This is a genomic window from Pseudomonas sp. MWU12-3088 (assembly GCF_023242405.1).
Classification (GTDB): Bacteria; Pseudomonadota; Gammaproteobacteria; order Pseudomonadales; family Pseudomonadaceae; genus Aquipseudomonas; species Aquipseudomonas kribbensis.
This window is the reverse complement of sequence record NZ_JALJEA010000015.1, coordinates 1-20,383: the sequence shown is the minus strand read 5'-3', so window position 1 is coordinate 20,383 and position 20,383 is coordinate 1. Positions and strand designations below refer to the sequence as shown.

Annotated in this window: 14 protein-coding genes and 1 pseudogene; 10 read left to right on the top strand and 5 right to left on the bottom strand. The window is 61.5% G+C overall.

Features of this window, described 5'->3' with window-relative positions:
- Positions 1 to 17 precede the first annotated feature (17 nt).
- The 7 genes and pseudogenes from algG (at position 18) to M5B98_RS26300 (ending at position 9,661) form a co-directional block, all read left to right on the top strand.
- Positions 18 to 1,604: a mannuronan 5-epimerase AlgG gene (gene algG, locus M5B98_RS26330; RefSeq protein ID WP_085711702.1), complete on the top strand. Its 1,587-nt coding sequence runs from the start codon at positions 18 to 20 to the stop codon at positions 1,602 to 1,604.
- Between the two features lie 10 nt (positions 1,605 to 1,614).
- Positions 1,615 to 3,066, top strand: coding sequence for an alginate O-acetyltransferase (locus M5B98_RS26325; protein WP_248744431.1), 1,452 nt, complete (start codon positions 1,615 to 1,617; stop codon positions 3,064 to 3,066).
- An 8-nt stretch (positions 3,067 to 3,074) separates the two neighbouring features.
- Positions 3,075 to 4,199, top strand: a complete 1,125-nt coding sequence (locus M5B98_RS26320) for a mannuronate-specific alginate lyase (RefSeq protein WP_248744430.1) — start codon at positions 3,075 to 3,077, stop codon at positions 4,197 to 4,199.
- A gap of 338 nt (positions 4,200 to 4,537) precedes the next feature.
- A complete protein-coding gene (locus M5B98_RS26315; RefSeq protein WP_248744429.1) occupies positions 4,538 to 6,103 on the top strand; it encodes an MBOAT family O-acyltransferase in 1,566 nt (521 codons plus the stop codon).
- 10 nt (positions 6,104 to 6,113) lie between these two features.
- Positions 6,114 to 7,232: pseudogene (locus M5B98_RS26310) on the top strand (alginate O-acetyltransferase); the annotation flags it as partial.
- 215 nt (positions 7,233 to 7,447) lie between these two features.
- Positions 7,448 to 8,104, top strand: coding sequence for an alginate O-acetyltransferase AlgF (locus M5B98_RS26305; protein ID WP_127796978.1), 657 nt, complete (start codon positions 7,448 to 7,450; stop codon positions 8,102 to 8,104).
- A 105-nt stretch (positions 8,105 to 8,209) separates the two neighbouring features.
- Positions 8,210 to 9,661 (top strand): mannose-1-phosphate guanylyltransferase/mannose-6-phosphate isomerase, encoded by a 1,452-nt coding sequence (locus M5B98_RS26300; protein WP_114881476.1) that lies wholly within the window; start codon positions 8,210 to 8,212, stop codon positions 9,659 to 9,661.
- Positions 9,662 to 9,734: 73 nt separating this feature from the next.
- Here M5B98_RS26300 and M5B98_RS26295 read toward each other — a convergent pair whose 3' ends face one another.
- On the bottom strand, positions 9,735 to 12,554 hold the full coding sequence (locus tag M5B98_RS26295; RefSeq protein ID WP_248744428.1) for an RHS repeat domain-containing protein: 2,820 nt from the start codon (positions 12,552 to 12,554) through the stop codon (positions 9,735 to 9,737).
- Between the two features lie 181 nt (positions 12,555 to 12,735).
- On the opposite strand from M5B98_RS26295, the gene M5B98_RS26290 reads away from it, so the two are divergent.
- Both M5B98_RS26290 and M5B98_RS26285 read left to right on the top strand, forming a co-directional pair.
- Positions 12,736 to 13,200, top strand: a complete 465-nt coding sequence (locus tag M5B98_RS26290; protein WP_248744427.1) for a multidrug transporter — start codon at positions 12,736 to 12,738, stop codon at positions 13,198 to 13,200.
- Between the two features lie 35 nt (positions 13,201 to 13,235).
- Positions 13,236 to 14,060, top strand: coding sequence for an SDR family oxidoreductase (locus tag M5B98_RS26285; protein WP_248744426.1), 825 nt, complete (start codon positions 13,236 to 13,238; stop codon positions 14,058 to 14,060).
- 81 nt (positions 14,061 to 14,141) lie between these two features.
- Here the strand turns inward: M5B98_RS26285 and M5B98_RS26280 are convergent, their stop codons facing one another.
- From M5B98_RS26280 to M5B98_RS26265, 4 genes are read right to left on the bottom strand one after another with little or no spacing between them, the layout of a single operon-like run.
- Entirely contained in the window at positions 14,142 to 15,008 is an 867-nt protein-coding gene (locus M5B98_RS26280) for an HlyD family secretion protein (RefSeq protein WP_248744425.1), read from the bottom strand.
- Between the two features lie 10 nt (positions 15,009 to 15,018).
- Positions 15,019 to 15,219 (bottom strand): DUF1656 domain-containing protein, encoded by a 201-nt coding sequence (locus M5B98_RS26275; protein ID WP_248744424.1) that lies wholly within the window; start codon positions 15,217 to 15,219, stop codon positions 15,019 to 15,021.
- Positions 15,209 to 17,401, bottom strand: coding sequence for an FUSC family protein (locus M5B98_RS26270; RefSeq protein ID WP_248744423.1), 2,193 nt, complete (start codon positions 17,399 to 17,401; stop codon positions 15,209 to 15,211). Before M5B98_RS26270 ends, M5B98_RS26275 begins: the two co-directional genes overlap by 11 nt.
- A gap of 10 nt (positions 17,402 to 17,411) precedes the next feature.
- Positions 17,412 to 18,923 carry an efflux transporter outer membrane subunit gene (locus M5B98_RS26265; protein WP_248744422.1) on the bottom strand — a complete coding sequence of 504 codons (1,512 nt, stop codon included), beginning with the start codon at positions 18,921 to 18,923 and terminating at the stop codon, positions 17,412 to 17,414.
- A 182-nt stretch (positions 18,924 to 19,105) separates the two neighbouring features.
- Here M5B98_RS26265 and M5B98_RS26260 point away from each other — a divergent pair, with 182 nt between their 5' ends.
- Positions 19,106 to 20,074, top strand: a complete 969-nt coding sequence (locus M5B98_RS26260) for a LysR family transcriptional regulator (RefSeq protein ID WP_085711718.1) — start codon at positions 19,106 to 19,108, stop codon at positions 20,072 to 20,074.
- The last annotated feature ends 309 nt before the right edge of the window (positions 20,075 to 20,383 follow it).

The following is a 20,383-nucleotide window of genomic DNA, read 5'->3' as shown; positions in this document are numbered from 1 at the left end:
CGAAGGGAGTGCCCGACATGAACAACCCAAGGAAAGGCTCGCTCAGCCTGTTGGCCGGCGCAATGCTGCTGGCCTCGACTGGCGCCTTCGCCACGGTCGAACCGGCGGCCCCTCAGCCAGGCAAGCCGGTCACCATCGCCAAGGAGCTGCAACAGGCCAAGACCTACACCGTCAGCAGCGCGCCAACTGAAGCGCTGGAGCTGGCCAAGCCGAAACTGCCCGACCTCTCCGGCTTCACCGCCGAAGCCGCTGCCGCGAAAATCGTGCGCAGCAAACCGGGCAAGATCAGCGTGCGCCGGATGATGCAGGAAGACGCCCTGAAGGACTTCATCGGTGGCGACAACAAGATGGCCGAATGGGTAGTGCGTCAGCACGGCATCCCGCAGGCGATCTTCGTCGACGACGGCTACATGAACCTGAAAGAGCTGGCGCAGAAACTGCCCAAGCAGTACTTCAGCGAAACCTCGCCGGGCGTGTATCTGGCCAAATTGCCAATCGTCGTGGGCCGCAAAGGCATCCTCGAAATCGACGGCCAGACCCAGGAACTGCGCCTGTCCCAGGAGGCCGGTTCGTTCCTGGTCAACGACGGTCAGTTGTTCGTGCGTGACACCAAGGTCACCGGCTGGCGCGAGAAGGACAACGGCCCGGCGACTTTCCGTTCGCCGAAGGAATTCCGCCCGTTCCTGCTGGCCTGGGGCGGCACCGAGACCTACATCGTCAACAGCAAGATGGCCAGTTTCGGCTACGCGAACAGTAAGTCTTACGGGGTGAGTATTTCCCAGTACACGCCGAACATGGCCAAGGTGCTCAAGCGTCCCGAACCGACCGGCTGGATTGTCGGTTCCGAGTTCTCGGACATGTGGTACGGCTTCTACTGCTACGAGACCCGCGACTTCGTGGTCAAGGGCAATACCTACAAGGACAACATCGTCTACGGCATCGACCCCCACGACCGTTCCCACGGCCTGATCATTGCCGAGAACACCGTCCACGGTACCAAGAAGAAGCACGGGATCATCATTTCCCGAGAGGTGAACGACAGCTTCATCTTCAACAACAAAAGTTTCGACAACCACCTCTCGGGCCTGGTGATCGACCGTAACAGCGTGAACAACATCGTCGCCTACAACGAGATCTACAAGAACCACACCGACGGCATCACGCTTTACGAGTCCGCCGACAACCTGCTGTGGGGCAACAAGGTCATCAGCAACAAGCGCCACGGCATCCGCATTCGTAACAGCGTGAACATCCGCCTCTACGAAAACATCGCCATGGCCAACGGCCTGACCGGCGTCTACGGCCACATCAAGGACCTGACCGACACCGACCGCGACATCAAGCTCGACCCGTTCGACGCCCAGGTTTCGCTGATCGTGGTCGGCGGTGAACTGGCAGCCAACGGCAGCGGCCCGATGGCCATCGACTCGCCGCTGAGCGTCGAGTTGTACCGCGTGTCGATGCTGGCGCCGACCAAATCCAGCGGCATCAGCTTCAACGGCGTCCTGGGTGACCGACAGGATGAAATTCTCGACCTGCTGGTGCGCCAGCAGAAAGCCGTGCTGATCGACCCCGTCGAACGCCAGACCGAAATGCGGGACTGAGGATAATTTTATGCACCCACACCTGATCAAATTACTCAGCCTGTCGGCCCTGACCGTGGGCATTCTGGCGGCCAGCAACGGCGCCCGCGCGGATGAAGTCCAGGCACCGAAATTCACCGCCGAACCCTGCTGCAGCCTGTGCCCCGCCGCTCATGACGCGAAGAACTACACCACGCGTTATCAGCAGAACTTCACCACGCTGGTGCAAGCCCAGGGCGACTGGTTGTTCCGGACCCAGGAAGACCTGCGCACCGAGTTCAACACCACCCCGGCCGGCTACAAGCGCCTGCAACAACTGCATGATGCGTTCAAGGCCAAAGGCGTCGAACTGGTGATCGTCTATCAACCGACCCGTGGCCTGGTGAACCGCAACAAGCTCAACCCGGCGGAAAAAGCCGCGTTCGATTACGAGAAAGCGCTGGGCAACTACAAGACCATGCTCGGCCGTTTCGCGCAGATGGGTTACGTGGTGCCGGACCTGTCGCCGCTGACCAACGAATCGCTGCCCGACACCCTGCCCGCCCACGATTTCTACTTCCGTGGCGACCAGCACTGGACGCCGTACGGTGCGCAGCGCACGGCGAAAATCGTCGCCGAGAAGGTCAAGCAGATCCCGGCCTTTGCCGACATTCCCAAGCGTGAGTTCGAGACCAAACGCTCCGGGCGCATGGGCAAGACCGGCACCCTGCACAACATGGCCGGGCAGCTGTGCGGCACCAGTTACGCGATCCAGTACATGGACCAGTTCACCACCGAGCCGAAAGGCGAAGCCGGTGACGGTGACCTGTTCGGCGATTCCGGCAACCCGCAGATCACCCTGGTCGGTACTTCCCACAGCGGCAAGAACTACAACTTCGCCGGCTTCCTCGAAGAAGCCATCGGCGCCGACATCCTCAACGTCGCCTTCCCCGGCGGCGGTCTGGAGGGTTCGATGCTGCAGTACCTGGGCAGCGACGAATTCCAGAAGACCCCGCCGAAGATTCTTATCTGGGAATTCTCGCCGCTGTACCGCCTCGACCAGGAAACCATCTATCGCCAGATGATGTCCCTGCTCGACAACGGCTGCGAAGGCAAAGACACGCAAATGTCCGCCAGCACCACGCTCAAGCCCGGCGGCAAACAGGAACTGCTGGTCAACAGCAAGAACCTGAACCTGCAGAACAGCGGCCATCAGGTCGACATCCGCTTCGCCGACCCCTCGGTGAAGAAACTGCAAGCCACCCTCTGGTACATGAACGGTCGCCACGAGGACATCAAGATCGAGAAACCGGAAACCTCCGACACCGACGGTCGTTTCGCCTTTGAGTTGCGCACGGACGAAGACTGGGCCTCGCAGAACCTGCTGGCGGTCGAAGTCCAGGGCCCGGATGCGGGCACCGCGCCACAGAAAGTCGAAGCGAAAATCTGCAAACGCAACGTATTCCCGGGTGCTGGGCAACAAACCGCTCAGGTCGGGCAATGAGGTCTGCCATGCGAAACCGAACGATCAAACACCTGCTTGCGCCATCCCTGCTGACCCTGGCGATGTTCGCCGGGGCCACTCAGGCCGCCGCGCCACTGCGTCCGCCTCAGGGCTACTTCGCCGCCGTGGATAAATTCAAGACCGGCGACAAGAGCGAAGGCTGCGACGCGATGCCGGCGCCCTACACCGGGCCGCTGCAATTTCGCAGCAAATACGAAGGCTCGGACAAGGCCCGCGCCACGCTGAACGTGCAGTCGGAAAAAGCCTTTCGCGACACCACCAAAGACATCACCACGCTGGAACGCGGCACCGCCAAGCGCGTGATGCAGTTCATGCGCGACGGTCGCCCGGAGCAGCTCGACTGCACGCTGAACTGGCTGGTTACCTGGGCCCGGGCGGACGCGCTGATGTCGAAGGACTTCAACCACACCGGCAAGTCGATGCGCAAATGGGCGCTGGGCAGCATGGCCTCTTCGTACATTCGCCTGAAGTTCTCCGACTCGCATCCGCTGGCCCAGCATCAGCAGGAAGCGCAGTTGATCGAAGCCTGGTTCAGCAAGATGGCCGATCAGGTGGTCAGCGACTGGGACAACCTGCCGCTGGAAAAAACCAACAACCACTCCTACTGGGCCGCGTGGTCGGTGATGGCGACGTCCATCGCCACCAACCGCCGCGACCTGTTCGATTGGGCGGTCAAGGAATACAAGGTCGGCGTCAATCAGATCGATGCCGACGGTTACCTGCCGAACGAGCTCAAGCGCCAGCAACGGGCCCTCGCCTATCACAACTACGCCCTGCCGCCGCTGGCGATGATCGCCAGTTTCGCTCAGGTCAACGGTGTGGATCTGCGCCAGGAAAACAATGGCGCGCTGAAACGCCTGGGTGACCGGGTGCTGGCCGGGGTGAAAGATCCCGGGGACTTCGAGAAGAAGAACGGCAAGGAACAGGACATGACCGACCTGAAAGAGGACATGAAATTCGCCTGGCTTGAACCGTTCTGCAGCCTCTACACCTGCTCGCCGGATGTGTTGGAGAAGAAGCATGGGATGCAGCCGTTCAAGACGTTTCGACTGGGTGGGGATTTGACCAAGGTTTATGACCCGTCCCATGAAAAAGGCAACAAGGGATCGTGAAAAGCGAAAGTCAAAAGCCCCCTCACCCTAACCCTCTCCCGGGGGGAGAGGGGACTGACCGGGGGGGCTGTACGAGATCCGCCGACCTGAAATACCGAGTCGCTCTCTGGTTCTGAAAACAACCGAGATCAGGCTGCAAAGAAATACCAAGCCGATCTCAATGTTTGCAACAACCGAGATCAGGCGCCCTCTCCCTCCGGGAGAGGGCGGGGGGTGAGGGCTGCGTTCGCAAGGCCACCCACGACCTTCGAAGAAACACCGTTTCACCCCTCCAACACCACGGGGGGTTTGGGGGGGCTTTGGCCCTTGACTGTTGGTTCAAACATGGAGAGATCGGGATGGTATTTTCATCCAACGTGTTCCTGTTTCTGTTCTTGCCGATCTTTCTCGGCTTGTACTACCTGAGCGGGCAACGCTATCGCAACCTGCTGCTGCTGATCGCCAGCTACGTGTTCTATGCGTGGTGGCGGGTGGACTTCCTGGCGCTGTTCGCCGGCGTCACCCTGTGGAACTACTGGATCGGCCTGAAAGTCGGCGCCGCCGGCGTACGCACCCAACCTGCCCAGCGCTGGCTGTTGCTCGGCGTGGCGGTGGACCTGTGCATCCTCGGCTACTTCAAGTACGCCAACTTCGGCGTCGACAGCATCAACGCGATGATGACGTCGGTCGGTCTCGAGCCGTTCATCCTGACCCACGTGCTGTTGCCGATCGGTATCTCGTTCTACATCTTCGAGTCGATCAGCTACATCATCGACGTGTATCGCGGCGACACCCCGGCGACCCGCAACCTGATCGACTTCGCGGCATTCGTGGCGATCTTCCCGCACCTGATCGCCGGTCCCGTGCTGCGTTTCCGTGACCTGGCCGACCAGTTCAACAACCGCACCCACACCCTCGACAAGTTCTCCGAGGGCTGCACACGGTTCATGCAAGGCTTCATCAAAAAGGTCTTTATCGCCGACACCCTCGCCGTGGTCGCCGACCATTGCTTCGCCCTGCAAAACCCGACCACGGGCGACGCCTGGCTCGGCGCGCTGGCCTACACCGCGCAGCTGTATTTCGACTTCTCCGGTTACAGCGACATGGCGATTGGTCTGGGCCTGATGATGGGTTTCCGCTTCATGGAAAACTTCAAGCAGCCCTACATCAGCCAGTCGATCACCGAGTTCTGGCGCCGCTGGCACATCAGTCTGTCGACCTGGCTGCGCGACTACCTCTACATCACCCTCGGCGGCAACCGCAAAGGCACGCTGATGACCTATCGCAACCTGTTCCTGACCATGCTGCTCGGTGGTCTGTGGCACGGCGCGAACATCACCTACATCGTCTGGGGTGCATGGCACGGCATTTGGCTGGCGATCGAAAAAATGCTCGGCCTCAACACCTCGCCGCGCAGCCTCAACCCGATCCGCTGGGCGCTGACGTTCCTGCTGGTGGTCATGGGCTGGGTGATCTTCCGCGCCGAGAACCTGCACGTTGCCGGGCGCATGTATGGCGCGATGTTCAGCTTCGGCGACTGGTCGCTGTCGGAACTCAACCAGGCCAGCCTCACCGGTCTGCAAGTCGCGACTCTGGTGGTCGCTTACGTGACCCTGGCGTTCTTCGGCCTGCGTGATCTGTACACCAATCAGCCTCCGGTCAAAACCAAACCTGCGGTCAACGTCGAGTCCGATGGCCCTGCCGCAGCGACCCCGGGCCTGATCAAGGCTGCCCCCGGCGAAAACCCAGCGAGCATCCACGAACCTGGCTACACCGTCGGCGTCGACGCCCAGGTGCAACCGGCGTACTGGACGGCGGACTGGTCGCGCTACGTGATGCGCGGGCTGATCCTGCTGCTGTTCATCGCCTCGATTCTCAAACTCTCGGCGCAAAGCTTCTCGCCGTTCCTTTACTTCCAGTTCTGAGGGATCTGACATGACCCGCTCATTACGCATCTTCTACATCGCGCTGTTTCTGGTGACCCTGCTGGTGCTCGGTCTGTGGTCGGTGCGCAGTTTCTTCGGCTTCAGCACCAATGCCGACGCGACGGTGCTCAACGGCCGCTGGACCAAAGCCGTGGAAACACACTACGACGATGAATTCCCGATCAAGCGTCTGGGCACCAACCTCTGGGCCGCGCTGGATTTCAAACTGTTCAACGAAGGTCGTCCGGGCGTGGTGCTCGGTCGCGATCAGTGGTTGTACAGCGATGAGGAATTCAACCCGATCGTCAACGAAGAGTTGAACCTGCAAGGCAACTACGCACTGGTCGAAGGCGTGCGCCAGACCCTGAAAGAGAAAGGCGTGAAACTAGTGATGGCGATCGTGCCGGCCAAGGTTCGCCTGTACCCGGAACACCTGGGTGAAGTGAAACCGGCGAGCATCCACGCCAACCTCTATCAGGATTTCCACGCCCGTGTCGCGGCGGACAAGATCCTCGCCCCCGACCTGCTCGGCCCGCTGCAAAAAGCCAAGCAGAACGGTCAGCAAGTGTTCCTGCGCACCGACACCCACTGGACCCCGGAAGGCGCGGAAATCGCCGCCAACACCCTGGCCAGGACCATCGCTGACAAGTTCCCGCTCAGCGGCGAGCCGCAGCGCTTCGTCACAACGCCAGCCGAGAAGGTCACGCACAAGGGCGACCTGCGTCTGTTCCTGCCGCTGGATCCGCTGTTCGAAAACCTGATGCCGGCGCAAGAGCCGCTGCAAAAGCGCAACACCGTGGCCGCCGCCGAGCAGCCTGCCGGTGACGACGCGCTGTTCGCCAACAGCGAAGTGCCGGTCGCGCTGATCGGCACCAGCTACAGCGCCAATCCCAACTGGAACTTCGTCGGTGCGCTCAAGCAAGCGCTGCACAGCGACGTCGTGAATTACGCCGAAGACGGCCACGGCCCGATCCTGCCGATGCTCAGCTACCTGAAAAGCGATGACTTCAAGAACAGCCCGCCACAGGTGCTGATCTGGGAGTTTCCTGAACGATATCTGCCTGTGAACAACGAAATCGGTGACGCCGACCCGCAGTGGGTCGCAGAGCTTAAACAAGCCGGCGCGCGCTCCGGGCTGGGTAGAAGCGTCGCGAGCGAAGACAAGACAAGGCAAAAACAGGCGAGGACGCGGAGTTTACGAGCTGTAAATGAGCAGTCCGAGCCTGTTTTTAACGCTGGATTGTCGAGCGCAGCAGCTTCTACCCAGTCCGGCCAACAAAACGTAGCAAGCAACACTAACTCCGAGACGCCCGATCGGGCGCAAAACTGAAAGAGAGGTACACCATGACTTTCACTACAACTCCTCGTCGTCTCGCCAAACGCATTGCTCTGGTTGCTGGTCTGAGCGTGCTGTCGGTCCAGGCCTTCGCCGGTGGCGACGCTGCGCTGTACGGCCCGACCGCACCGAAAGGCTCGACCTTCGTGCGCGTTTACAACGCCAGCAACGCTGAAGTCAGCGCCACCGTCGGCAGCACCAATCTCGCCGACGTCGCGCCGCTGGCCAGCAGCGACTTCAGCTTCATGCCGGGCGGCGACTACAGCGCCAAGGTCGGCAGCCAGACCCTGCCGGTGAAACTCGCCGGTGACCACTACTACACCCTGGTCAACAACGCTTCCGGCGCGCCGCAACTGATCGAAGAACCACCATTCAAGAACAAGCAGAAATCCCTGGTGCGCGTACAGAACCTCAGCGACAAGCCGCTGACCCTGAAGACCGCCGACGGCAAGACTGACGTGGTGCCGAACGTGGCCGCCAAGGGCCGTGGCGAACGTGAAATCAACCCGGTGAAAGTCAGCCTCGCGCTGTACGAGGGCGACAAGAAAGTCGGCGACGTGAAACCGGTTGCGCTGGAGCGCGGTGAGGCAGCAGTGCTGTACGTCACCGGCAACGGCAGCAACCTGTCGCCAGTCTGGGTGAAGCGCCCGGTATCGACTCGCTAAGCACATGAAACCAGGCAGCCGTCGCTGCCCGGCACGGAATAACAACAAGAGTGAAACGACACAGGCTCGTGGCTCTAACCCAATCGATTTTATGGAGTAAACAATATGATTCCGGTGATCTTGTCAGGTGGTAGCGGTTCACGTCTTTGGCCGCTTTCGCGCAAGCAGTTTCCCAAGCAGTTCCTCGCCCTGACCGGCGAACACACACTGTTCCAGCAAACCCTCGAGCGTCTGGTGTTCGAAGGCATGGACACCCCGATCGTGGTCTGCAACAAGGATCACCGCTTCATCGTCAACGAACAGCTGAGCAACCGGAACCTCGAATGCCAGCGCATCCTGATGGAACCGTTCGGCCGCAACACCGCGCCGGCCGTGGCGCTGACCGCGATGATGCTGGTCAATGAAGGTCGCGACGAACTGATGCTGGTGCTGCCGGCCGACCACGTTCTCGAAGACCAGAAAGCCCTGCAACGCGCGCTGGCCCTGGCCACCGTCGCTGCAGAAAACGGCGAGATGGTGCTGTTCGGCGTACCGGCCACCAAACCGGAAACCGGTTACGGCTACATCAAGTCCACCGGCGATTCACTGCTGCCGGAAGGCGTCAGCCGCGTCTCGCACTTCGTGGAAAAACCCGACGTCAAACGCGCCACCGAATACGTCGAGTCCGGCGGTTACTACTGGAACAGCGGCATGTTCCTGTTCCGCGCCAGCCGCTTCCTCGAAGAGCTGAAAAAACACGATCCGGACATCTACGACACCTGCCTGCTGACCCTGGAGCGCAGCACTCAGGATCCGGACACCATCACCTTCGACGAAGCCACCTTCGCCTGCTGCCCGGACAACTCCATCGACTACTCCGTGATGGAAAAAACCCAGCGCGCCTGCGTGGTGCCCCTGTCGGCAGGCTGGAGTGATGTCGGCTGCTGGTCGTCGCTGTGGGAAGTCAACGAGAAGGACGCCAACGGCAACGTCAGCAAGGGCGATGTGGTGATCCAGGACAGCAAGAACTGCATGATCCACGGCAACGGCAAACTGGTGTCGGTGATCGGTCTGGAAAACATCGTGGTGGTCGAAACCAAGGACGCCATGATGATCGCCCACAAGGACAAGGTTCAGGGCGTCAAGCAGATGGTCAACACCCTCAACGAGCAGGGCCGCAGCGAAACCCAGAACCACTGCGAGGTCTACCGTCCGTGGGGTTCCTACGACTCGGTGGACATGGGCGGGCGCTTCCAGGTCAAGCACATCTCGGTCAAACCGGGCGCGTGCCTGTCGCTGCAGATGCACCACCACCGCGCCGAACACTGGATCGTGGTCAGCGGCACCGCCGAAGTGACCTGCGACGAGAACGTGTTCCTGCTCTGCGAAAACCAGTCGACCTACATCCCGATCGCCTCGGTGCATCGCCTGCGCAACCCGGGCAAGATCCCGCTGGAAATCATCGAAGTGCAGTCGGGCTCGTACCTGGGCGAAGACGATATCGAGCGCTTCGAAGATATCTACGGTCGCTCGACCCCGATCGAACGCGGCGTGTCGGTGAAAACCATCGCGCAGTGATCGCTCTGCAATAAGAAGCCCCCGTCCAGCCCGCTGCGTCCCCTATCCGCAACGGGTTGGGCGGGGGCTTTTTTTAACCGGTCTTTCGCCCGAAGATCGGTATGACCGCCCGGCTCATGGTTTTCCTGACGCGCGTCTGTGGATAAACCGAAACCGTTGCATTGGTTTTCTTGAAAAAACCGGCGCTGCCCGGGCTGTAATGCTCGATCCCGCTGGCGCCCTGAATGGTCTGGTAATGGATGTTCCAGTGTTGCTGCTTGCGGTCGTATTTCATGAAGGCGAAACCGGTCGTGAGGTTTTCCTGACGACCCTGATCGTCGGGTGCATAGCCGTAATCCTGATACTCCATGGCAGCGGCCTGGCCCATTCCGTGGCCTTCGGAAAGGTCGTTGTATTGCGCGTTTTCCTTTCCACCCTCCACATGCCGGACACGAAGCACATTGTCGTTCAGTTGATCCACCGTCAGTGAGCAACCACTGAAACCGGGGGTAAATACATGGTCCGGTTGCGTTCCCGACGGATTCAGCGGGATATCGACATAGCCACCCTGAGGCGCCCAGAACCCCGAGACTGCATTGTGCTTGTCGGGCATCTCGCCCTTGCCGATGTCGACAATTCTCAATGCATTGAACTCACCTTTGCTGGTGCCCGAATAGGCGATTCGGTCCAGGCTGAAGATCAACTCGCCCTTGCCGTCCTTACGCGTCAATTGAGCCACCGTGTCGCTTGAATAGCGGCCAGGCGCCGGATCGAGAAACTGAGTACTGATCTCGATCTTGCCGAGTTCGCCAACCTCCAGCGCCTTCTGGATATTGCCGGGCTTGCCTGTCGCGGGAACGCTGCGCAGCGGATTGCCCCGGTCGACTTGCACAGCGTCCGCAATCTCACGAGCGGCCCCCGTGGCGATCACTGGTTGCCATAAACCGTTGGCCAGTTTCTTGCGGGTAACCGCTCCCTCGTCGTCGATGAAGGTAAGCGGATTGTTGTGAACCATTCGAAAGAGATTCACCCCGTCGGCATACTCCGCAGGATCGGCACTGGCCCAGCGCAGCAACCACGAGATGTAATAACGCAGCCCGAAGTAGTCGAGCCCGGTGGCATCGCGCTCCTTGCTCGAGTAACGGACGAATTTGTAGCTGAATTCGCCGTCCTGCCAGGCGCTGGTGCCGAAAGGGTGAAACTTTTCCCGGCTGATCACCGCACCGTCATCGGCGGTTTCCAGACTGACCGACCCCAGGTGATCAACATGCTGGTATCGATAACGATTGTTGAGTCCCGAAGGCGGCGGGCTCTCCCAGTGCTGTACTTGAACGTTGTCGGCAATGATGACCTGCAACCGTTCGCCGGTACCGTTGTCGGTGCGCAATTGCAGTCCAGGCAAATAGCGCACATCGGCAATCAGGGTGCGGACGTTGGTTAAAGAAGAACGGATCTTGCGTACTCGCTGGCTGCTGCCATCGTAGAGATAGACCTCTTGATCACTGAGCCCGGAGGCACGCTCCACCGGGCTGACCGATTGCAGTTGGTTGCGCAGGTTCCAGCTCAGCAGCCGCCCCGGTTCCAGCTGCAGCAGGTTGCCTCTGCGGTCGTATGCGGCTTCGATTTGAGCGTCGTCGGGAGGTGCGTCGTCATAAGGCAGAGCGCGGTTGCTATAACTCGCCGGTTGCAGTTTGCGGCCATGATTTTGTGCGCCGACATGAGTCAGCCTGCGCAGGTTGCCACCCGGATCAAATTCGTAAGTCTGTTGATAGTTACTGACCGCCGCCGGATCGACACGCCCCATCGATTGCGGGCTCTGACTGGCACTCCCGGCTTCCCAGCCAGACGCCATGATCAACTGATAAAGGCTGTCGTAGACAAAGCGGCTGACCGGATCGATTCGCTGGTTGGCGAAGTAACGGATCGGTAGTGCCTTGTCTTCGATGTTCAGGACATTGCCTATCCTGTCGTACCCATAACTCAGGTGTTGCAGCACCCCACCATGAGTGTCTTCGTCCCGACGGACCATCAGGCGACCGTCTTCGGGCCGGTATGCGCGGGTAGTTTGCACACCGTTGCCGGCGGTTTCCTGCTCGATACTGCCGTAAGCGTTGTAGTGAATATCGCTGATCAGGATCTGTTCAGGCTCCCCCCTCAACTGCAATCGGCGCTCGTGCAAGCGGCCATCGACGGTCAGCGCAAATGTATGCCGGTTTTCTCGGGCGTCCGTCTGCTCCAGTACATCGCCCAGCGCACCATGGCGCCACCGCGATGTCGCACCGGCGCCGGGTTCCCACAGCCGTGCACGATCCGCCTCCTGCTCCGGCCAGTGGGGTGTCAGCGGTTCCAGCGTGAAGTGGCGGGTGTCCTCGGTGCAGAGACCGCTGATTGCAAACGCGCCGAACAGCACACTGCCCGCCGGATGGTCATGACGAATCAGCTGACCGTACTGGTTATGCGACTGATCCCCGCTGCCGGGATGACCGTAGGTCAGGCGCTCGACACAACGCCGAGGCTCGCCTGTGCCTTCTTCGAATATCGTGACGGGGCGCAGCAAATTGTCGTATTCGATCTCGCGCAGCGTCTGACGGCTGTCCCAACCGAGCACCGTTTGCGTGGCGAGCCCCTTCAACTCGATTTGCGTGCCGGCATCGACGCTGTCCGAACGTATGACCGAGGCGTCCAGTACAAACACCTGCGTCAGATTGGCCGGCGTCAGCGGGTCGCCGGCCTGTGACAGCCAAAGCCGCGGATCCCAGTGTTTCACCGCATTCCCTGCCGGATCGTGAAGCGTGCGGTTAATCCGGAGATCGACCGGGCCGCCCTCGACGGTTCGACAATAGTCGACCGTGCGAACCGGCAAGCCGCGCGGGTCGACCACAGACACCCTCGGCGTATTGATGTGCAAGCTCATGGAGCGCGCTCCCCCGCAACCGGCACTCGTTGTGACTCTGGCATCTGAGCAAGCTCAGCGCTATTTCGGCTACTGTCAGAAATTACAGTCACGACCAACGGCGCACTCGATCAATCCGTGAATGTCCATTCCCGCGCCCCTTCGGTAGGATGGTCATCACGAGTTCAAGGAGCGTTCGAACATGTTCATCGGCGTCTTGCTGGTCATCACCTGGCTGATCCTGCTGTTGCGCTATCCGGCCAAGGCCTTGCCGGTGTCCATGGCGGCCGCAGTCGGCCTCGGGCTGGTGGCGATGTGGGTGGTGTGGCTGGACAACCGCGAGGTCAAGCAACTGGCGCGGCTCGAGTTGCGCATCAGCTATGCACCCGGGCAGTGCCCGGCGGATCGTCCGCTGCAACTGAAGATGAACAACGGCAACGACGTGCCGCTGACCGAACTGCGCTGGCGTATTGCAGCTTATGCGCCGGGCGACACGGTGAATCTGGCCGACAATCAATACGCCGCCCCGCGCTATCGCGGCCCCGGCGAACTGCAGGCCGGCGGTAATTGGGAAGACTGCTTGCCGCTGCCGCCGTTGCGTCCCGGTTATCGCCCGCAAACCCTGGAGTTTCGCGCCGAGCGATTGCAGGGTAGTTTCTCCGACTGATCCCCTCCCCTCACACTTTGCACAAGGAATGCGCCATGCCCGTTGCGTTGATTACCGGTTGTTCCAGCGGCATCGGCCGCGCCCTCGCCGATGCCTTCAAGAGCGCTGGCTACGAGGTCTGGGCCAGTGCGCGCAAGGCTGAAGATGTCGCCGCGCTAAGCGCCGCCGGGTTCACCGCGGTGCAGCTCGACGTAAACGACAACGCAGCGCTGGAGCAACTCGCCGAGCGAATCAACCAGCAGCATGGCGGCCTCGATGTGCTGATCAACAACGCCGGTTACGGCGCCATGGGCCCGCTGCTCGACGGCGGCGTGGCGGCCATGCAGCGCCAGTTCGAAACCAACGTGTTTTCGATTGTCGGCGTGACCCGTGCGCTGTTCCCGGTGTTGCGTCGGGCGAAGGGGCTGGTTGTGAATGTCGGCAGTGTTTCCGGTGTTTTGGTCACGCCATTTGCCGGGGCGTATTGCGCGTCGAAAGCGGCGGTGCATGCGCTGAGCGATGCGTTGCGCATGGAACTGGCGCCGTTCGGCATTCGCGTGCTGGAAGTGCAACCGGGGGCGATTCAGTCCAGCTTCGCCAAGAATGCCGGGCACGAGGCCGAACAACTGATCAACGAACAATCGCCGTGGTTTCCCCTGCGCGATGGCATTCGTGCACGAGCCAAGGCGTCCCAGGACAAACCAACCCCGGCCAGCGAGTTTGCTGCCGAGTTGCTCAAGGCTGTGCAGCAAAGCAAGCCGCCACGGCTGATCCGCATCGGCAATGGCAGCCGGGCGTTGCCGTTGCTGGCGACGTTGTTGCCAAAAGGGTTGCTGGAGTCGACGTTGATGAAGCGGTTCGGGTTGCGTGGGCAGCTTTGAAATACAAGGCGTGACGCAGAGCGTCACAGGATGCATTCCCACGCAGAGCGTGGGAACGATCAATGGCTAAAACGCGGTCTGTCAGTGATCCACGGTGTCCTGCTTCACCACCACCGTGCAGGTAATCCCCGCCGCCAGCAGCACACCCTCCGGCACTTCATCGATGTGAATCCGCACCGGCACCCGCTGGGCCAGACGCACCCAGTTGAATGTCGGGTTCACATCGGCAATCAGTTCGCGGCTTTCCGGGTTGTCACGGTCGTAGATGCCACGGGAAATACTTTCCACGTGGCCCTTCAGGACTTCGCCGCTCATCAATTGCATGTCGGCTTTGTCGCCAACCCGCACGTGAGGCAGTTTGGTCTCTTCGAAGAAGCCGTAGACCCAGAACGAGTTCATGTCGACCACGGCCATTTTCGCTTCGCCGATTCGGGCGTAGTCGCCGCGATGCACATTGAGGTTGGTCACGTAGCCGTCAACCGCCGCCCGCACTTCGGTGCGTTTGAGGTTGAGTTCAGCCGCTTCAAGTTGCGCCTGGGCCTGTTGGTAATCGGCCAGTGCGGAATCGGCGATGTTGCTGGCGTCGTCGCGGTTTTCCTTGGAGATCACCAGGTTGTCCAGATCGGCGCGGCGATGGGCGTTGACCTTGCGCATCTCCCACGTGGCCTTGCGCGAAGCCACCAGCGACTGCGCCTGTTTCACCGCGAGGCGATAATGCTCGGCGTCGATCTGCATCAGCAGATCCCCCTTCTTCACCAATTGGTTGTCACGTACCGGCACGTCGACCACTTCACCGGTGACGTCGGCCGCGACGTTGATGATGTCGGCGCGGACCCGGCCGTCGCGGGTCCACGGGGTGTTCATGTAGTGTTCCCACAACGTGCGGCCGATCCACAACGCCAGGGCCAGCACCAGCAGGGTCGCGAGCAGGCTGAAAAACTTTTTCATCAGAACGTTCTCAACGGTAGACAGTCAGCGCCATCGCGCCGAACAGACAGGTAAACAGGCTCAGACGCAGCAGCGCCGGGTGCCAGAAAAAGCGGTACAGATCGAACCCGGACAAGAACCGGTCCAGCGCCCAGGCCAGTGCCGCAGCGACGAAAAACATCAGGGCCATGGTCGGCATGTACACGCCGTGGAAGGCGATTTCACGAGGCATGGGCAAGTCCTTCGGGCTTGGCGATGGCGTAGGCAGCAAGGGGCGATTGCGGGTCGAGCAACGAGGTGCGGATGAAGTGCAGGTAACTTTTCACCCGCCGCAGGGCCGAGGTATCGAAGTGCGGCGCGAACGGTTCATCGGTGGCGGCGACACGGCTGATCGCGTGATCGACCGCGACCAATGCGCGTTCCAGATTGCTCGAATTCGGTTGCAGGAACAGCCGCACCAGCGAACGCCCCATGACCCGGATCGCCTGACGCCATGGCTGGGATTCGGCATACGCCGGGTGCACCGGCAGGATCGCCTGTTCCTTGCGCAGCTCGATGATCGCGTGGCCGACTTCCAGCACCACGAACATCCAGCGCAGCAGGTTTTTCTGCACCAGCGGCTGACCGGCCGCCAGACCGTAAGCCTGATGCATCAGGTCGCGGGTACGGCTTTCGAAACTCGACGCCAGGCCCTTGAGCTTGCCGCTGATCGCGTACACCACTTGCCCGCGCAGGTCCTGCTCCAGGCGTCGCCACAACCAGCGGCTGTTCGGCGGCAGAATGATCGCGCCCGCCGCTGCGCAGACCAGCATGCCCATGACCATGGCGATGTAATCGTTGATGAAGGTGTAGGGGTTGTAGATCGTCAGGTTGTCCGGTACTGAACCGGTGCTGAAGAAGATCAGCAGACCGAGGCCGACGCCTGCGTATTGCGGCCGCGACGCGAGGAACGAACCGAGCACGATCACCGGCGCGAGCATCACGCACAGCAGCGGGAAACCATCGATCCACGGGAAGATGAAAAACATCTCGACGAAGCCGATCAACGCCCCGAGGAATGTACCGCAGGCCATCTGGAACGCCATGCGTTTCGGGTTCGGTGTCGCCGCCGAAAGGCCCACGGTGGCGGCAGCGATCAGGGTCATGGTCGCGCCGCTCGGCCATGCAGTGGCGACCCAGTAACTGCCGAGCACGACGAGGATGAACGTGGCGCGAATCCCCGAAGCCGCAGCCGCCCACCAACTGGTCTGCGGGGTGAACGGCTCGTCCCAGCGCTCGCGCTCGTGGCTGTGATCGGCCAGCGAGGCGTGGGTCTGTGCATAACCGTGCAGGTCATCGACAAAGCGATAAAGCAGTTCGTACGCGGTGTGGAAATCCAGCAGCTCGGCGTCGCTCGGCGCGCGCTCCTGGAAGGCCGCCCGCAGACTGCGCACCCGCGTCGGCAAACCTTCCTTGTACGCCGTCAGCGCCGTCACCAGACGCGCCGCATCCGGGCTGGTCAGGGCACGACCACTGAAGCCGTCGAGCACTTCGGCCAGATCCTGCAGGCCCGGCTTGATCGCCGCCACGACATGCTCTTCGTCATTGACGCGCAGACGCTCGAGCAACTGGTGCAAGGCATTGAAACGGGTGGTGATGCCCATGAACTCGCTGTTCAGGCGACTGAGCCGACCGTTGCGCCGACGCATGTGCGGGTCTTCGAACACGGTCACGCTGCGCAGCCCTTCCAGCCCCACCGCTTCGGCGATGAAGCGCACGTTGCTGGCCTCGAACGACTCCGGTTTGCTGCGTCCGCGCAGGCCATCGGTGACGAATAACGCGAACACACCGAAGCGCTGATACAAGGCATTGCGCATCGCCGCACTGGCGGTCTGCGGCAGGATCGCGGCGCTGACCAGGGTCGAGCAGAGAATCCCCAGCGAGATTTCCAGCACCCGCCACACTGCCGCCATGAACGCACCGTCAGGATGGGCCAGCGCCGGCAGGCCGACCATCGCGGCGGTGTACCCGGCCAGCACAAAACCGTAGGCGCGGAAGTTGCGGCAACGGGCGGCGCCGGCCGAGCAGATCCCGACCCAGATCGCCAGCGAACCGAGGAACAATTCGGTGTTCTGGGCGAACAGGGAAATCAGCGTGACCATCATCGCCGACCCGGCCAGGGTGCCGAGGAAGCGATAGAAACTCTTGGCGAATACCTGGCCGCTCTGCGGCTGCATGACGATGAACACGGTGATCATCGCCGTGCGCGGTTGCGGCAGCTCCAGGCGCATCGCCAGCCACAGGGTCAGGAACGCGGCGATCAACACCTTGAAGATGTAGACCCAGGTCACGCCGTCGCTGCGCGCCCAGTCGAAGAAACCCCGGCGCCATTCCAGGGAGTAGAGCCAGCGCAAAGGTGCGGGCAAGGGAGTCATTAAGGCTTGCTCAGTGGTCGAGGGCTTGAAGAAGGGCCGGGGTTTTCGGTGCGGCGGTCTGTTCGGCAGTCGGCACGTCTTTACCTGCGCCAAGACCACCACCCAATGCCGTCACCAGTTCCGCATGGGCACTCAAACGCGCGGCCTGCACCTGCTGCTGAACCTGCTGCTGTTTGAACAGCAGGGTCTGGGCGTTGAGCACATTGAGGTAATCGGTGAGCCCGCGCTGGTAGGCGATCATCGCGATGTCGTAGGTCTTCTGCGCCGTGGCCACGGATTCGGCGGCGAACGTCTGCTGCTTGTCCATCGACTCGCGGCGGATCAACTGGTCGGAGATATTCTTCAACGCATTGACCAGGGTCTGGTTGTAATGCGCGACGGCCATGTCATAACCCGCCGACGCTTCACCGAGTTCGGCGCGCAGTCGTCCGCCGTCGAAGATCGGCAGGGAGATCGCCGGCCCGACGTTGTAGTTGAGCTTCTTGCCGGTCAAAAACTCCAGCGCCCCACCGCCGGTGGCCATGTAGCCGAGGCTGCCGACCAGATCGACGTTGGGATAGAACCCGGCATGCGCGACTTCGATCCCGCGCGCCTGCGCCGCCACTTGCCAGCGACTGGCGACCACGTCCGGACGCTGGCCAAGCAGTTCGGCGGGCAATGCCGACGGCAGTTTCAGCGCAGCGCCGAGGGACAGGGTCGGACGCTGCAATTGCGCGCCGGCGCCCGGCCCTTTGCCGGCCAGTGCCGCGATCTGGTTGCGGCTCAGGGCGATTTCTTCGTCCAGCGCATCCAGTTGCCGATGGGTTTCCGGCAGCGGGGTTTCAGCCTGGCTGACTTCGAAGTGCGTGCCGATCCCGCCGTTCAGGCGCTTCTGCGCCAGTTCGAGAATCTGCTGTTGCTGCTTGAGCGTCGCCGCGACGATGTCGCGCTGAGCGTAATGCAGCGACAACTCGATGTAGGCGCGCACGATGTTGTTCTGCAACTCGAGCTGCGCCTGGCGCGCCTCGGCAACGCTCATGTGCGCGAGGTCCACCGCACGTTCGGTGCTGTTGCTTTCACGGCCCCAGAGGTCGAGGGCGTAACTGAAACCCAGCGCGGCGTTGTTGTCCCAGGTCGTGGTATTGGCCAGCTCGCCGGGGCCGTAGAACTGGTCGGTGGGCCAGTTGTGGCGCTTGAGGGTCGACTCGCCATTGATCTGCAACGACTCGGCGGATTCGGCGACACCGGCCATGGACCGGGCCTGACGCACTCGCGCGGCGGCCATGGCCATGGTCGGGCTGCCCTGCACGGCAAGGTCGATCCAGTGATTGAGTTGCGGGTCGCCGTAGGCTTGCCACCACTGCGCGGTGGGCCAGTTTGCGTCACGGGCGGCGTGGGCGATGGCCTCGTCGGTGGCCAGTTCATTGGCCTCCAGAGCCTTGCCCTGCGGGGCAATCCCTCCAGTTCCGATGCAGCCGCTGAGACCTAACGAAATAGCCAGAACACTGAGCGGCAAAAGCGCTCTGTTGATGCGACGCGGCACTGCTGCGAATTCCTGAGGTGGGGGATGTTTCGAGGTGGGCGCAATTCTAGGGGGCGCCCCGAACGGCGATAAGCTGGGTTTTCTGCGAATCTTTGTTACGGTTAACGAGATAATCCCTTGGTCGGGGGTCTCAGCCCCTGAAACTTCGTGTCACAATTTGCCATCTCCCTTGAGAGCACCCCATGGACACTTTGCAAAACATGCGCGCCTTCAGTTGTGTGGCCGAAGCCGGCAGCTTCACCGCCGCCGCCGTGCAACTCGACACCACCACGGCCAACGTCTCGCGCGCGGTCTCCAATCTGGAAGCCCACCTGCAAACCCGCCTGCTGAATCGCACGACTCGACGCATCGCCCTCACCGAGGCCGGCAAGCGCTACCTGCTGCGCTGCGAGCAGATCCTCGCCTATGTCGAAGAGGCCGAAGCCGAAGCCAGCGAAGCCCACGCGCGCCCGGCCGGTCAGTTGAAAGTGCACACCATGACCGGCATCGGCCAACACTTCGTGATCGACGCCATCGCCCGCTACCGCAAGACCCACCCGGACGTGACCTTCGACCTGACCATGGCCAACCGCGTGCCGGACCTGCTCGACGAAGGCTACGACGTGTCCATCGTCCTGGCCCGCGAACTGCCGGACTCGGGCTTCGTCTCGCAACGCCTGGGCATCACCTACAGCATCGTCTGCGCCTCCCCGGCCTACGTGAAAGCCAACGGCTGCGCACAGAAACCCAGCGACCTGCTGAACCACGCCTGCCTGCGTCTGGTGAGCCCGGTGATCCCTCTGGAAAAATGGGCCTTCGACGGCCCGGAAGGCCAGGAAATGGTCACCATCAACAGCTCACCGTTCCTGGTGAACTCCGCCGACGCGATGAAAACCGCGATCACCAGCGGGATGGGTGTCGGTGTATTGCCGGTGTATGCCGCGATCGAAGGCCTGCGCAATGGCTCGCTGGTGCGGGTCATGCCGAACTACCGCTCACAGGAACTGAACCTGTATGCGATCTACCCGTCGCGGCAGTATCTGGATGCGAAGATCAAGACCTGGGTCGAGTATCTGCGCGGGTCGTTGCCGGAGATATTGGCGGGGCATCAGGCGGAACTGGCGGCTTATGAGATGAGTGGGAGTCTGGCGGGGGTTCGGGTGGCGAATTGAGTTGGTCCTCCTGAAATTGGTGCGATGTTGAGAGCGCCCCCCCTCACCCTAACCCTCTCTCCGAGGAGAGGGAACTGACCGAGTTGTTTGGGAGAGGTGCGCCGACGTGAACGACCGAGTCGAACTCAAGAAAAAAAGCACACATTCCGCTTCTACTTTGGCTTTCCACCACTCAACACAATGAGCGTTAGCTCGAGTACCGCTTTTGACGTGCCGGCCCCATCACGCCCTGAGCCTGTCCGTCAACTCGTGAGCACCTCGGGCAGCGGCTTTATCAACGCTGATCCGCGTTGCACTAAAGCCTGCAAG

What these genes read in the sequence shown, in the direction of transcription:
- M5B98_RS26270 (WP_248744423.1), bottom strand. Translation starts at nt 17,401, where the DNA reads ATGACTCCCTTGCCCGCACCTTTGCGCTGGCTCTACTCCCTGGAATGG.
- algG (WP_085711702.1), top strand. Translation starts at nt 18, where the DNA reads ATGAACAACCCAAGGAAAGGCTCGCTCAGCCTGTTGGCCGGCGCAATG.
- M5B98_RS26285 (WP_248744426.1), top strand. Translation starts at nt 13,236, where the DNA reads ATGCCCGTTGCGTTGATTACCGGTTGTTCCAGCGGCATCGGCCGCGCC.
- M5B98_RS26295 (WP_248744428.1), bottom strand. Translation starts at nt 12,554, where the DNA reads ATGAGCTTGCACATCAATACGCCGAGGGTGTCTGTGGTCGACCCGCGC.
- M5B98_RS26315 (WP_248744429.1), top strand. Translation starts at nt 4,538, where the DNA reads ATGGTATTTTCATCCAACGTGTTCCTGTTTCTGTTCTTGCCGATCTTT.
- M5B98_RS26260 (WP_085711718.1), top strand. Translation starts at nt 19,106, where the DNA reads ATGGACACTTTGCAAAACATGCGCGCCTTCAGTTGTGTGGCCGAAGCC.
- M5B98_RS26325 (WP_248744431.1), top strand. Translation starts at nt 1,615, where the DNA reads ATGCACCCACACCTGATCAAATTACTCAGCCTGTCGGCCCTGACCGTG.
- M5B98_RS26305 (WP_127796978.1), top strand. Translation starts at nt 7,448, where the DNA reads ATGACTTTCACTACAACTCCTCGTCGTCTCGCCAAACGCATTGCTCTG.
- M5B98_RS26320 (WP_248744430.1), top strand. Translation starts at nt 3,075, where the DNA reads ATGCGAAACCGAACGATCAAACACCTGCTTGCGCCATCCCTGCTGACC.
- M5B98_RS26275 (WP_248744424.1), bottom strand. Translation starts at nt 15,219, where the DNA reads ATGCCTCGTGAAATCGCCTTCCACGGCGTGTACATGCCGACCATGGCC.
- M5B98_RS26290 (WP_248744427.1), top strand. Translation starts at nt 12,736, where the DNA reads ATGTTCATCGGCGTCTTGCTGGTCATCACCTGGCTGATCCTGCTGTTG.
- M5B98_RS26280 (WP_248744425.1), bottom strand. Translation starts at nt 15,008, where the DNA reads ATGAAAAAGTTTTTCAGCCTGCTCGCGACCCTGCTGGTGCTGGCCCTG.
- M5B98_RS26300 (WP_114881476.1), top strand. Translation starts at nt 8,210, where the DNA reads ATGATTCCGGTGATCTTGTCAGGTGGTAGCGGTTCACGTCTTTGGCCG.